This is a genomic window from Cupriavidus sp. HPC(L), from assembly GCF_000307735.3.
Taxonomy (GTDB): domain Bacteria; phylum Pseudomonadota; class Gammaproteobacteria; order Burkholderiales; family Burkholderiaceae; genus Cupriavidus.
Genome location: NZ_AMPR02000246.1, coordinates 16,387 through 29,654, shown reverse-complemented (window position 1 = coordinate 29,654; position 13,268 = coordinate 16,387). Strand labels below are relative to the sequence as shown.

The 13,268-nt window shown below is 69.8% G+C and carries 11 protein-coding genes; 8 read left to right on the top strand and 3 right to left on the bottom strand.

The window, feature by feature from the left end:
- The 3 genes from B551_RS14730 to B551_RS14720 form a co-directional block, all read left to right on the top strand.
- Positions 1-1,271 (top strand): FAD-binding oxidoreductase (locus B551_RS14730; protein WP_023264408.1); only part of this gene is annotated, 1,271 nt, incomplete at its 5' end.
- Between the two features lie 34 nt (positions 1,272-1,305).
- Positions 1,306-2,508, top strand: a complete 1,203-nt coding sequence (locus B551_RS14725; protein WP_253281364.1) for a PLP-dependent aminotransferase family protein — start codon at positions 1,306-1,308, stop codon at positions 2,506-2,508.
- A 97-nt stretch (positions 2,509-2,605) separates the two neighbouring features.
- Positions 2,606-3,355, top strand: coding sequence for a sulfite exporter TauE/SafE family protein (locus tag B551_RS14720; protein ID WP_006578142.1), 750 nt, complete (start codon positions 2,606-2,608; stop codon positions 3,353-3,355).
- Positions 3,356-3,383: 28 nt separating this feature from the next.
- On the opposite strand, the gene B551_RS14715 is transcribed toward B551_RS14720, so the two are convergent.
- Positions 3,384-4,184 carry an IclR family transcriptional regulator gene (locus B551_RS14715; RefSeq protein ID WP_006578143.1) on the bottom strand — a complete coding sequence of 267 codons (801 nt, stop codon included), beginning with the start codon at positions 4,182-4,184 and terminating at the stop codon, positions 3,384-3,386.
- A gap of 160 nt (positions 4,185-4,344) precedes the next feature.
- Here B551_RS14715 and B551_RS14710 point away from each other — a divergent pair, with 160 nt between their 5' ends.
- From B551_RS14710 to B551_RS14690, 5 genes are all read left to right on the top strand, one after another.
- The gene (locus tag B551_RS14710) at positions 4,345-5,166 is read left to right on the top strand and encodes an enoyl-CoA hydratase (RefSeq protein ID WP_006578144.1); all 822 of its coding nucleotides are present in this window, start codon (positions 4,345-4,347) and stop codon (positions 5,164-5,166) included.
- Positions 5,156-7,399 carry an acetate--CoA ligase family protein gene (locus tag B551_RS14705; protein WP_006578145.1) on the top strand — a complete coding sequence of 748 codons (2,244 nt, stop codon included), beginning with the start codon at positions 5,156-5,158 and terminating at the stop codon, positions 7,397-7,399. The genes B551_RS14710 and B551_RS14705 overlap by 11 nt, the downstream gene beginning before the upstream one ends.
- 77 nt (positions 7,400-7,476) lie before the next feature.
- Complete coding sequence (locus B551_RS14700) at positions 7,477-8,451, top strand: tripartite tricarboxylate transporter substrate binding protein (RefSeq protein WP_006578146.1); 975 nt, start codon at positions 7,477-7,479, stop codon at positions 8,449-8,451.
- A 4-nt stretch (positions 8,452-8,455) separates the two neighbouring features.
- Entirely contained in the window at positions 8,456-9,754 is a 1,299-nt protein-coding gene (locus B551_RS14695) for an acyl-CoA dehydrogenase family protein (protein ID WP_023264407.1), read from the top strand.
- Positions 9,739-10,944: an acyl-CoA dehydrogenase family protein gene (locus tag B551_RS14690; RefSeq protein WP_006577243.1), complete on the top strand. Its 1,206-nt coding sequence runs from the start codon at positions 9,739-9,741 to the stop codon at positions 10,942-10,944. The genes B551_RS14695 and B551_RS14690 overlap by 16 nt, the downstream gene beginning before the upstream one ends.
- 120 nt (positions 10,945-11,064) lie before the next feature.
- On the opposite strand, the gene sucD is transcribed toward B551_RS14690, so the two are convergent.
- Both sucD and sucC read right to left on the bottom strand, forming a co-directional pair.
- Positions 11,065-11,940 carry a succinate--CoA ligase subunit alpha gene (gene sucD, locus B551_RS14685; protein ID WP_006577242.1) on the bottom strand — a complete coding sequence of 292 codons (876 nt, stop codon included), beginning with the start codon at positions 11,938-11,940 and terminating at the stop codon, positions 11,065-11,067.
- A 1-nt stretch (position 11,941) separates the two neighbouring features.
- Entirely contained in the window at positions 11,942-13,150 is a 1,209-nt protein-coding gene (sucC, locus tag B551_RS14680; protein ID WP_006577241.1) for an ADP-forming succinate--CoA ligase subunit beta, read from the bottom strand.
- Positions 13,151-13,268: the final 118 nt, after the last annotated feature.

The following is a 13,268-nucleotide window of genomic DNA, read 5'->3' as shown; positions in this document are numbered from 1 at the left end:
TGCAGGCCGTGGTAGCGGCCGCGCAACGCTTCGGCGTGCGGCTGGTGCCGCAGGGCGCGAACACCGGCCTGGTCGGCGCGTCGACGCCGGATGCCGGCGGCGAGCAGGTCGTGCTGAGCACCGCGCGCCTGAAGGGCGCCATCACGGTCGACCCGCTGAACCAGTCGGTGACCGTCGGCGCCGGCGTGCTGCTCAGCGAGCTCAATGCCCGGCTCGCGCAGGACGGCCTGTTCTTTCCGGTGGACCTCGGCGCCGACCCTACCATCGGCGGCATGATCGCCGCCAATACCGGCGGCGCGCGGCTGCTGAAGTACGGCGACGTCCGGCAGAACCTGCTGGGAGTCGAAGCCGTGCTGGCCGAGCCCGCCGGCGAATTGCTCGACCTGAACCGGGCGCTGCGCAAGAACAATGTCGGCTTCGACTTCAAGCAGCTGTTCGTCGGCACCGGCGGCGCTTTTGGCGTGGTCACCGCGGCGACGCTGCGGGTCTATCCGCTGCCCGTGCAAACCGCTACCGCGCTGCTGGTGCCCACCGGCGTGGCCGAGCTCGAGGCGCTGCTGCTGGCGCTGAACGCCGAGCTGGGCGATTTCCTGTCGTCGTGCGAAGGCATTTCTCGCGAAGCGGCGCAGGCCGTGGTGCGCCACCTGGACGATGTCGAGGACCCGTTCGCCGAGCTCGAAGGCGCCGATTACGCAATGCTGGTCGAGCTGTCGTCGACGATGCCCAACCGCGCCGGCGGCGTCGATCTCGAGGCGCTGCTGATGGATTTCCTCGAGCGCCACTACGGCACGCTGATCGGCAACGCGGTGGTCGGCAAGCCCGAGGCGCTCTGGCGCCTGCGCCATTCGATCACCGAGTCGATCCGCCACGAAGGCAAGATCATCGCGCTGGACCTGTCGGTGCCGCGCTCGCGCTTCCCCGCCTTCCGCGCCGAGGCGCGCGCATTGATCGCGGCGCGCTGGCCGTGGCTGCGGATCTACGACTTCGGTCATCTCGGCGATGGCGGCGTGCACCTGAACATGGTCTGGCCGCTGCAGGACGCGCCGGCCTACGACGACGCGGTGGCGGGCGAGGTCCGGGCCGAGCTGTACCGGCTGACCGTCGAGCGCTTCGAAGGCAGCTTCAGCGCGGAACACGGCATCGGTCCGTACAACGAACGCTTCTATCGCGATTTCACCGCGCACGCCGTGCTCAATCACGTCGGCGCGATGCAGGCGCGGCTCGATCCGCGCCGCACGCTGAGCCGCCTGTGGCTCGGCACCGGCGAATGACGAGCCAGGACGAATGACCAGCCAGGACACATCCATGTTTCCCTTTGCCTCGGCTTTCCAGCAGCCGGCCGGCTCGCCGATCCGCGAGCTGTTCCAGTACCTGTCGCGCCCCGGCATGATCTCGTTCGCCGGCGGCTACCCGGCCGCCTCGACCTTCGACACCGCGGCGATCGGCCAGTGCATGGCCGAGGCGCTGGCCAGCCATCCGGCCGAGTGCCTGCAATACGGCGCCACCGAGGGCGTGCCGGCGCTGCGTGAGGCGCTGAGCCGGCAGATGGGGCGGACCGGTACGCCGACGGCCGCCGAACGGATCCTGGTGACATCGGGCTCGCAGCAGGGCTTCGACTTCCTGGTCCGCGCCTTCGTCGAGCCGGGCGTGCCCGTCATCGTCGAGGCGCCGACGTATCCCGCGGCGATCCAGGCGCTGCGCCTGGCCGGGGCCCGGCTGGTGCCGGTGCCGGCCGATGCGGAAGGCATCGATACGGACGCGCTGGAGCAGTGCCTGCGCGACAGCGCGCCCGCCGACAGGCCACGGCTGATCTATCTGGTGCCGACCTTCGCCAATCCGACCGGCGCGACGTTGTCGGTGCGGCGGCGCGAGGCGGTGCTGCGGCTGGCGGCGCAATACGATCTGCTGGTGATCGAGGACGACCCTTACGGCTGTCTCGCGTTCGACGGCGCGCCGCCCGCCACGCTGCTGGCGATGGCCAATGGCGAGCCCGCGCTGCGGGATCGCATCATCTATCTGGGCAGCCTGTCGAAGACGGTGGCGCCGGGCCTGCGGATCGGCTGGATGGCCGCGCATCCCGACGTGGTGCGGCGCGCGGTGCTGGCCAAGCAGGCCTCGGACCTGTGCACGCCGCCGTGGATCCAGCGCGCGATGGCCGCCTATCTGGACGCCGGCCATCTGCAAGGACAGGTCGCGCGCATCATCGACGTCTACCGCGACAAGCGTGACGCGATGGTGTCGGCGCTCGAGCGCGAGCTCGGCGGCCGCATCGACTATATGCGGCCCGGTGGCGGCATGTTCGTCTGGGCTTCGCTGCCGGACGGCACCGACTCCGCCGAACTGCTGCGCGAAGCGATCGAGGAAAACGTGCTGTTCGTTCCCGGCAAGGCGTTCCACGTGGCGACCGGCCGGCCCTCGCCGGCGCTGCGCTTGTCCTTCGCGACGCCGTCGGTGGCGGAGATCGAAGAGGGCGTACGGCGCCTCGCGCGCGCGTTGGCGAAGCGCTGACCGGCCCGGGCGGCGGCATTCCCCGGTAAGATCGCGGGGCTTCGCCTGGGCCTGAGCGCCTGTCGTCCGTTTCCCTTTCCGCCTTCCCGATCCTTCGATGGAATATCTGATCATTGCCGTTGGCGCTGCCCTCGCGGGATTCGTGCAGGGCCTGTCCGGGTTTGCCTTCGGCATGGTCGCGATGTCGCTGTGGGCGTGGACGCTCGAACCCAGCATGGCCGCCGTCCTGACGGTATTCGGCTCGCTGACCGGACAGGTGATCGCCGCCGTCCGCGTGCGGCGCGGCTTCGATGTCGCCGCGCTGCTGCCCTTCGTCGCTGGCGGGCTGGCCGGCATTCCGCTCGGCATGCTGCTGCTGCCGTATCTCGACATGGCGTCGTTCAAGACCGCGATCGGCGCCTTCCTGGTGCTGTGGTGTCCGGCCATGCTCATGGCGCGGCGGCTGCCGCCGCTGCGCTGGGGCGGCAGGACCGGCGATGCCGGTGCCGGCCTGGTCGGCGGCGTGATGAGCGCGATCGGCGGCTTCAGCGGCACCGTGCCGACGCTGTGGTGCACGTTGCGCGGCTACGAGAAGGACCGGCAGCGCGCGATCATCCAGAACTTCAACCTGACCATCCTGATGGTGACGATGCTGGTCTACCTGATCGCCGGCAACGTCACCGCCGAGATGCTGCCGCGGTTCGCGGTGGTCGCGCCCGCGATGCTGATTCCGGCGCTGATCGGCGCGCGCGTCTATCACCGCATCGACGAGGCGCGCTTCCGTGCGATCGTGCTGACCCTGCTGACGGTGTCCGGCGTGATGATGCTGTCGTCGGGCCTGCCGACCGTGCTCGGCCGCATCGGCTAGCGGCCGCCGCGTTCGCGCGGCATCTCCGTCAGGCCGGCTCGCCGCCGAACGCCTGCTCCAGTTCTTCGCGGAGCAGCCGGCCCAGTTCGACGCGCCGCCCGGCATGCATGCGGCTGCTGATCGCGCCGAGGCTGATCGCCGCCTCGGCACCGTAGGGCAGCGTGAAGGCGCAGCCCACGCCCGACACGCCGACGGTGATGCTGTCGACGATCTCGGCAAAGCCCTTCTTCCTCGCGCGTTCGACCGCGCTGTTCAGCTTGGCCAGCGTCATGCCGTGCTCGGCGTAGAGCGACGCGCGCCGCTTGAACACCTCGCGGATCGCGTCGTCTTGCATCTTCGCCATCAGCGCCAGGCCGCCGGCGCCGATGCCCAACAGACGCCGCTGCTGCGGCACCGTGGTGAAGATCCGCACCGGGAAGGGCCCTTCCTCGCGATGCAGGCAGACGGTGAAGTCACCCTGCTGCACCACCAGGAACACGGTATCGCCTGACAGCCGCGCCAGCCGCTTCATCGCCGGCAGCACCAGATCGACCACCGGCGCCTTGTCGTGGACCGCGGCGCCCAGCTGCAGCGCATCGAGTCCGAGCCGATAGCGCTTGCTGGCCGGATGGCGCTCGGCGAAGCGCTCCTCCTCCAGGCAGCACAGCAGGCGGTAGGCGGTCGGCCGCTCCAGCCCCGTGGCTTCGACCAGCTCGGCCAGCGACAGTCCTTCCTCCTGCCGTTCCGCCATCAGCCGCAGCAACTGCAGGCCGCGCCGCAGCGTCTGCGCGCCCGGGGTCCTGCCGCCTTGCTCCGCGTTGTCCTCGGTCACCTTGTTCGTCCTGGCCATCGTATGTCCCGTATGTCCATATAGTGGTTATTTGGTGCGGATAAGTTTGTATTGTAGAAACCTTGCTTTCTACACTGGCCCTCGTTTGGCGGCAAGAGCGTCGAGACGAATCACGCGACCGACCACAACACCAACCACAAGACCAGACGAGGAGACCGGCATGGGCGATGCCACCATCGAGATCGAGCAGACAGGCGCGGTACGGCGCCTGTGGCTGTCGCGCGAGAGCGCGCGCAATGCGCAAAGCCAGCAAATGCTGGACGAACTGGACGCCGCGCTGCAGGCAGCCGAGCAGGACGACGGCGTGCGCGTGGTGGTGATCGGCGGACGCGGCAGCCATTTCTCGGCCGGCCACGATCTGAAGGAAGCGCAGGCCAGGCGCGCGGACTTCACGGTGGAGGAGCGCTGGGCCTACGAGAGCCGGCGCTACTTCGATTACTGCATGCGCATCTGGGACTTCCCCAAGCCGACGGTCGCGCAGGTGCAGGGCGCCTGCGTTTCCGGCGGCTTCATGATCGCCAATATGTGCGACCTGATCGTGGCCGGCGAATCGGCTTATTTCTCCGATCCAGTCGGCCATACGCTGGGCGCCGCGGCCACCGAGGTGCTGATCCATCCTTGGGTGATGGGGCTGCGCAAGGCCAAGGAGATGCTGTACGCCGGCGGCCGGATCGATGCCGCGGAAGCGCTGCGCATCGGCATGGTCAATCGCGTGGTACCCGACGCCGCGCTCGACGACGAGGCGCTGGCGCTGGCCGCGCGCATTGCGCAGGCGCCGCCGTTCGGCCTGCGGCTGATCAAGCGGTCGCTGAACCGGACGCTCGATGCGCAGGGGCTGCGCTCGGCGCTGTCGGCCCACTTCGATACGCACCAGCTGTCGCACCTGAGCGAAGGCTTCCTGCGGGCACGCGATGCGGGGCTGGCCAAGGCGATCCAGTCGGGCCCGGCCCGCGAAGCGCGGAGCGGCGAACATGGCGCATAAGCTCGACCCGCTGCTGAATCCGCGCTCGATCGCGATCGTCGGCGCCAGCGACGACGCCGGCCGCATCGGCGGCATGCCGATCGATCTGCTGACGCGGTTCGGCTACCGCGGCGACATCCATCCGGTCAATCCAAAGTACGACACGGTATTCGGCCTGCGTTGCCATCCGTCGATCGAGGCGCTGCCCGAAGGCACCGACCTGGCGGTGCTGGCGATCGGCGCGGAGCAGGTCACGCCGATGCTCGAGCGCTGCCATGCGCGCGGCATCCGCGCCGCGATCGTCTACGCGGCCGGCTTTGCCGAGGCGGGCGAGGGCGGGGCCGCGCTGCAGCGCGAGATGGAAGCCTTCGTGCGGACCACCGGCATGGCGGTCGCCGGTCCCAACTGCATGGGCTTCGCCAATCTGAACACGCACGCCTATACCGCGTTCGCCTCGGTCTTTCGCACCGCGCCGCCGCAGCGCGAACGGGGCACGGTCAGCCTGCTGACGCAGAGCGGCAATGTCTGCGCCGCGGTGTTCGCGATCGCGCGCGAGCTCGGCGTGTCGTTCAGCCAGTTCATCAATACCGGCAACGAGGCCTGCCTCGATTTCGCCGAGTACCTGCAGTTCCTCGCGCAGGACCCGGATACCGATGTCGTGCTCGGCTATATCGAGGAACTGCGCAATGGCGCGCGCTTCATCGACGCCGCCATCGCCTGCGCGGAGGCCGACAAGCCGGTGATCGTGTTCAAGGCCGGCGAGACCGACAAGGGCCGCGAGGCGGTGCGCTCGCATACGTCGGCGCTGGCCGGCAACCAGCAGATCTATCGCGCTGCCTTTGCGCAGCTGAACGTGATCGAATGCCAGGACTTCGCGCAGATGGCGCATCTGGCGGAGCTGGCGCGCTACCGACGGCGCAGCGCCGGCCGCCGCGTCGCGATCGTCAGCATCTCGGGCGCGGTCGGCGCGATCCTGGCCGACAAGTGCATCGGCGCGGGCCTCGAGGTGCCGACCTTGCCGGAAACATTGCAGCAGACGCTGCGTGCCGGCATTCCCGACTACGGCATGGTGTCGAACCCGGTCGACGTGACCGGCAATGTCGTCAACGACCCCGGCTTCGTGCGCACCGCGCTGACCGCGCTGGCGACCAGCGACGCGATCGACGCCGTGATCGTCTACGCGCCCGGCTATCTGCTGGACCGCATGGCCGACGACCTGATCGACACGGCCGCCGCCCATCCGCGCCTGCTGCTGGCGATCGACACCGGCCGCGCAACCCGTCGCGACGACCTGCGCGCGCATGGCGTCCCGGTGATGACCGATATCGGCATGGCAATGCAGACGCTGCCGCCGCTGCTGCAATGGCACGAACGCCGTGCCCGGCGGCCCTGGCGCGCGCTGCTTACCCTCTCCCCCGACCCCTCTCCCGCAGGCGGGAGAGGGGAGAACGCCGCCGGTATGGCAGCGCTCAGGGAGGAGCCATCGTCCTCCGAAGCAGCGGTCGCGCTTGCGGCAACCGGCTCCCTCTCCCGCTTGCGGGACAGGGCTGGGGAGAGGGAACGGGCGGCCGTCATGCCGGCGCCGCCGGCCTTGCCCTGCGATGAACAAGCGGCGCGCCGCTACTTGGCCGCGTACGGTGTCGGCGATATCCCGGGTTACGTGGTGCGGCACGCCGACGAGGCCGCCGCCGCGGCGCTGGAATTGGGCTTCCCGGTGGTGCTGAAGGTGCTGAGCGCGGACCTGCCGCACAAGACCGAGGCCGGCGGCGTGCGGCTGAATCTCGGCGATGCCGACGCCGTGCGCGCAGCCTGCGCGGAGATGCTGGCCAGCGTCCGCCAGCATGCGCCGCAAGCCCGCATCGACGGCGTGCTGGTACAGCCGATGCTGAGCGGCGGCGTCGAGCTGATCGTCGGCGCGGTGCGCGACCCGGTGTTCGGGCCGACGCTGACGGTCGGCCTCGGTGGCGTGCTGACCGAGCTGTACCGTGACGTCAGCCATCGGCTGCTGCCGGTCGATCGGCGCACCGCCGAGCAGATGCTGCGCGAGCTGCGGGCGTTCCCGCTGCTCGACGGCTTCCGCGGACGTCCGCTGTGCGACGTGCCCGCGGCCTGCGAGGCGATCGCGGCGTTCTCGGACGCGGTGCTGGCGCTCGGCGATGCGGCCGACGAGGTCGAGATCAATCCGCTGCTGGTGCGCGACAGAGGCAAGGGCGTGGCGATGCTCGATGCCCTGATCGTGCCGAAGCGCGAATAGCCACCGGCAAGCACCGCGCGGGCATCAAAGCCGAAGCAACGAAGCGCAACACAACGACAATCGAGAGGAGACTGACCATGACCACCAGACCCTGGATCGCCGCCCTGGCGCTGACCCTTGCCATGCTGCCCGGCGCCCGTGCCGCCGACGCCGGCGCCTATCCGTCCAAGCCGGTGCGCATCATCGTGCCGTTCACGCCAGGCGGGGCCGCCGACATCATGACGCGCGCGCTCGGCGAACGGCTGCGCCAGCATCTGGGCCAGCCCGTGGTGATCGAGAACAAGCCCGGCGCCGGCACCGTGATCGCCTCGGACTACGTCGCCAAGCAGGCCCCCGACGGCTATACGCTGCTGATGGCCGCGTCGTCGCTGGGCATCGCGCCGGCGGTGTTCAAGACGGTCGGCTACGACCCGGTCAAGGACTTCACGCCGATCACGCTGGTCGCCTCGGTCGTCCATGTGCTCGAGGTCAACGCCAAGCTGCCGGTGAACAACGTCAAGGAGCTGATCGACTATCTGAAGACCAGCGGCAAGTCGGTCAGCTACAGCTCCGCGGGCTCCGGCACCTCGACGCATCTGGAGGCCGAGCTGTTCAAGACCATGGCCGGCGTGCAGATGGCCCATATCCCGTACAAGGGCAGCGCGCCGGCGCTGAACGACCTGGTCGGCGGCAATGTGCAGGTGATGTTCGACGCGTACGCATCGTCGGCCCCGCACATCAAGAGCGGCAGCGTGCGCGCGCTCGCGGTGACCACGGCGAAGCGCTCGGCGACGCTGCCCGATCTGCCGACGGTCGCCGAGTCGGGCCTGCCCGGCTACGAGGCGATGCCCTGGCTGGGCCTGCTGGCCCCGGCCGGCGCACCGCCCGAGGTCGTCAAGCGCGTCTACGCCGCCACCCAGCAGGCGCTGAAGGACCCGGGCCTGCGCGAGCAGTTCCGTGCGCTGGGGCTGGACATCATCGGCAATACGCCGGAGCAGTTCGCGGCCTTCATCAAGCAGGACGCGCAGAAGTGGGCCAAGGTCGCCAAGGCGTCCGGCGCGCAGGCGGATTGAGCCGATGCAGCTGACGCTGAACGAACAACAGCGGCTGATCGAGGAGAGCGCGCTGAACTTCCTGTCGCGGCAGCCCGAGGTCACGGGGCCGTGGTACGAGGCAGGACCCGAATCGGGACCCGAACCCGGACCCGAATCAAGACACAACTTGCGATGGATGCCGATGTGGCGCGCCTTTGCCGAGATGGGCTGGCTGGGACTGCCGCTGCCCGCGCAAGCCGGCGGCTTCGATGGCGGCGCGGTCGAAACGGGGCTGTTGATGCGTGCCTTCGGCCGGTACGGCGTCAATATGCCGTACCACGGCGGCATCCTGCTGGCGGCGCGCATGCTGGCGGCGATCGGCACGCCGGCGCAGCGTGATCGGTGGCTGCCGGCGGTGATCGACGGCAGCCGCCGCCTGACGCTGGCCCACGACGAACCGCAATGCCACGACCCGTGGGCCCCGCGCGCGACGGTGGCGCGGCGAGAAGGCAGCGGCTGGCGGCTGCACGGCGCCAAGCTGCTGGTGCCCGACGCCGATGGCGCGGACGCCCTGCTGGTCAGCGCTCGCATCGAGAACGAGGGAAGGGCGCCGAAGCCGGACGCCGATGCGGAACGCGACGGTCAAGCGCTGTTCCTTGTGCCGATGCGCGATTCCGTCGCCGAAGGGCTGCGCCTGCATCGCTGCCATACCGTCGATGGCACCGCTGCCGCCGACGTGTGGCTGGACGGCGCCCATGTCGAGGCCGACGCGATGCTGGGCGCCGGGGATGGCGGCGATGCCGCCCCGGTGCTGCACCGCCTGCTGGCCGAGGGCGCGATCGCGCTGTGCTGGGAGGCCTGCGGCGCGATGCAGGCCGCCTTCGAGCGCACGGCCGCCTATGTCCGCCAGCGCGAGCAGTTCGGCCGTCCGCTCGCGAGCTTCCAGAGCGTGCAGCACACGCTGGCCGAGATGGCGGTGTGCTGCGAGGAAGCGATCGCGGCCTGCGAGCTCGCGGCGTTGCGCGTCGACGCGGGGCTGCGGGACGCAACCGATGCCGTCGCGCTGGCCGCGATGGCGAAATCCAAGGTCGGACGCGCGGCCCGCTACGTCTCGCAACAAGCGGTGCAGCTGCATGGCGGCATGGGCGTCTCGGAGGAACTGCCGATCGCCGGCCTGTTCCGCAAGCTGACGCGCTTCCAGCAGCAGGACGGCAGCCCGTCGTGGCATGCCGCGCGCTACGGCCGCGCGATGCTCGCGTCCGGGGCCTGGCGCGACAGCCGCACCCTGCCGTCTTCCGATCGATCTTGCGCCGAGGCGACCACGACATGGATCTGCAACTGACTGCCGAGCTCGCGGCGTTTCGCGAGGAAGTGCGCGCCTTCCTGCGCGACAGGCTGACGCCCGAGCTGCGCCGCGGCCAACGGCTGACCACGGCGATGTATCCGGAGCCCGAGGTCTCCGGCCCCTGGCAGGCGATGCTGCGCGAGCGCGGCTGGCTGGTGCCGCTGTGGCCTAAGGAGTGGGGCGGCACAGGCTGGAGCCCGCTGCAGCGCTTCGTCTTCGAGACCGAGTGCGCGCTGGCCGGTGCGCCGCTGGTCCATCCGATGGGCGTGCGCCTGCTCGGGCCGGTGATCCTGCGGTTCGGCACCGACGCGCAGAAGCGGCACTATCTGCCACGGATCCTGTCCGGCGAGGACTACTGGTGCCAGGGCTTCTCCGAGCCCGGCGCCGGCTCCGACCTGGCCGCGCTGCGCACGCGCGCGGTGCCCGATGGCGGCGACTACATCGTCACCGGCTCCAAGCTGTGGACCACGCACGCGCACCATGCCAACCGGATGTTCGCGCTGGTCCGTACGAGCAACGAGGGCCGGCGGCAGGACGGCATCAGCTTCCTGCTGATCGATATGGATTCGCCCGGCATCACCGTGCGTCCGATCGCGACGATCGGCGGCGATCACGACGTCAACGAGGTGTTCTTCGACGAGGTGCGCGTGCCGCAGGCCAACCGCATCGGCGAGGAAAACGCCGGCTGGGCATGCGCGCGCTACCTGCTCGAGTTCGAGCGCGGCGCCGGCATTTTCAGCCCGCGGCTGCGCTCGCAACTGATGCGCGTCGGCGACGCGATGGCGGTCCTGCACGCGGGCGGCCTGCGCCATGACAGCGCGCAGCGCGAACTGCTGCATGCGCGCTTCGGCGAGGTCTGCGCCGATCTGGATGCCTTCGAGATGCTGGAGCTGAAGACGCTGGGCCGGCTGATGCCGGGTCAGAGTCCCGGCCCGGTGTCGTCGATCCTGAAGCTGCGCGCCAGCCGGCTCAAGCAGCAGATCGGCGAGCTGGGCGTGGAGATGCTGGGGCTGGAGGGGCAGCGCTGGCGCGATGACGTGGCGGGGCTGCCTGAGGGCGGCAATCCGGACGACGAGATCGTCGGTACCGTGCTGCCCGAGTACCTGAACAGCCGGGCCTTCACGATCTTCGGCGGCGCCGCCGAGGTCCAGCTGGGGATCATCGCCAGGAGCGTGGTCGGCGTGTAGTACGGGGACTGCAGTACGGCGCCTGTGGTGCGGCGCTTGTAATACGGCGTCGGCAGGACGGCGGCGGCAGGACGGCCGCCGCTGCATCGCGCCACGGCGGCCGTTCGCAGCGCGACGGCGCTACACCCCCAACGCCTTCGCCATCGTCTGCCCGAGCTCGGCCGGCGAGCGCGACACATGGATGCCGGCGGCGCGCATTGCCTCGATCTTGGCATCGGCGGTACCGCTGCCGCCCGAGATGATGGCGCCGGCATGGCCCATGCGCCGGCCCGGCGGCGCGGTGGTGCCGGCGATGAAGCCGACCACCGGCTTGTCGCTGCCGGACTCGCGCAGGAACTGCGCGGCTTCCTCCTCGGCCGAGCCGCCGATCTCGCCGATCAGGATGATGCCCTCGGTGTCGTCGTCCTCGAGGAACAGCTTCAGGCAATCGATGAAGTTGGTGCCGTTGACCGGATCGCCGCCGATGCCGATGCAGGTCGACTGTCCGAGCCCGGCCGCGCTGGTCTGCGCCACCGCTTCATAGGTCAGCGTGCCCGAGCGCGACACCACGCCGATCCTGCCGGGCCGATGGATATGGCCGGGCATGATGCCGATCTTGCATTGGCCCGGCGTGATCACGCCCGGGCAATTGGGACCGACCAGCCGGGTGCGCGAGCCGGACAGCGCGCGCTTGACGCGCACCATGTCGAGCACCGGGATGCCCTCGGTGATGCAGACGACCAGCTCGAGGCCGGCGTCGACCGCTTCGAGGATCGCGTCGGCCGCGAACGGCGGCGGCACGTAGATCACGGACGCCTGCGCGCCGGTGCGCTCGGCCGCCTCGGCGACGGTATCGAACACAGGCAGGCCGAGGTGGGTCTCGCCGCCCTTGCCGGGCGTCACGCCGCCCACCATCTGCGTGCCATAGGCCAGCGCCTGTTCGGTGTGGAAGCTGCCCTGCGCGCCGGTCAGGCCCTGGCACAGCACCCTGGTGTGGTTGTCGATCAGCACGGCCATCTCAATGTCCTCCCCGCTTGGTGTTGCGCGTGGCCGCGACGACCTTGGTCGCCGCATCGGCGAGGTCGTCGGCCGACACGATCGGCAATCCGGAATCGCGCAGGATCGCCTTGCCCAGTTCGACGTTGGTGCCTTCGAGCCGCACCACCAGCGGCACGGTCAGATCGACCTCGCGCGCGGCCGCGACCACGCCCTCGGCGATCACGTCGCAGCGCATGATGCCGCCGAAGATATTGACCAGGATGCCTTCGACATTGCGGTCGGCCAGGATCAGCCGGAATGCCGTCGCCACGCGCTCGCGCGTCGCGCCGCCGCCGACGTCGAGGAAATTGGCCGGCTTGCCACCATGCAGCTGGATGATGTCCATCGTGGCCATCGCCAGGCCGGCGCCATTGACCATGCAGCCGATATTGCCGTCGAGCTTGACGTAGTTCAGCGCATGGCGCGCGGCCTCGGTCTCAGCCGGGTCCTCCTCGGCCTCGTCGCGCATCGCCTCGATATCGGGATGGCGGAACAGCGCGTTGTCGTCGAAGTTGAACTTGGCGTCCAGCGCCATCACGTGGCCGCTGTGCGTGACGACCAGCGGATTGATCTCGACGATCGACGCGTCCAGTTCGGTGAAGGCGCGATAGGCCGCCAGGAACAGCCGCGTGGCCTCGCCGACCTGCTTGCCGCGCAGGCCGAGCCCGAAGGCCAGCCGCCGCGCGTGGAAGGGCTGGATGCCGGTGGCCGGATCGATCGCCAGCTTCAGGATCTTCTCCGGCGTGTGCGCGGCGACTTCCTCGATGTCCATGCCGCCTTCGGTCGATGCCATCAGCGTGATCCGCGATGTCGCGCGGTCGATCAGCATGCCGAAATAGAGCTCGCGCGCGATGTCGCAGCCTTCCTCGATATAGAGCCGCCGCACCTCGCGCCCGGCCGCGCCGGTCTGCTTGGTGACCAGCACCGCGCCGAGCATCTTGCCGGCTTCCTCGCGCACGGCCTCGAGCGAGCGCGCCACGCGCACGCCGCCCTTGCCGTCGGGATCGTTCTGGAAGCGTCCCGCGCCGCGGCCGCCGGCATGGATCTGCGACTTGACGACCCACAGCGGGCCCCCGAGCGTGCGTGCCGCGTTGGCTGCCTCGTCCGGCGTGAACGCAACCGCGCCCCGCGGCACGGCGACGTCGTAGCGCCGCAGCAGCTCCTTGGCCTGATATTCGTGAATGTTCACTGTCTCCTCACTGGTTTGGATACGTCGTTGTCTGAAGCCCGAACAGAACTGCATGCGTGGGGCGAAAGACGCTGGGTCCCCGCCTTCGCGGGGACGACGCCACTCCCTCGTCGTTCCC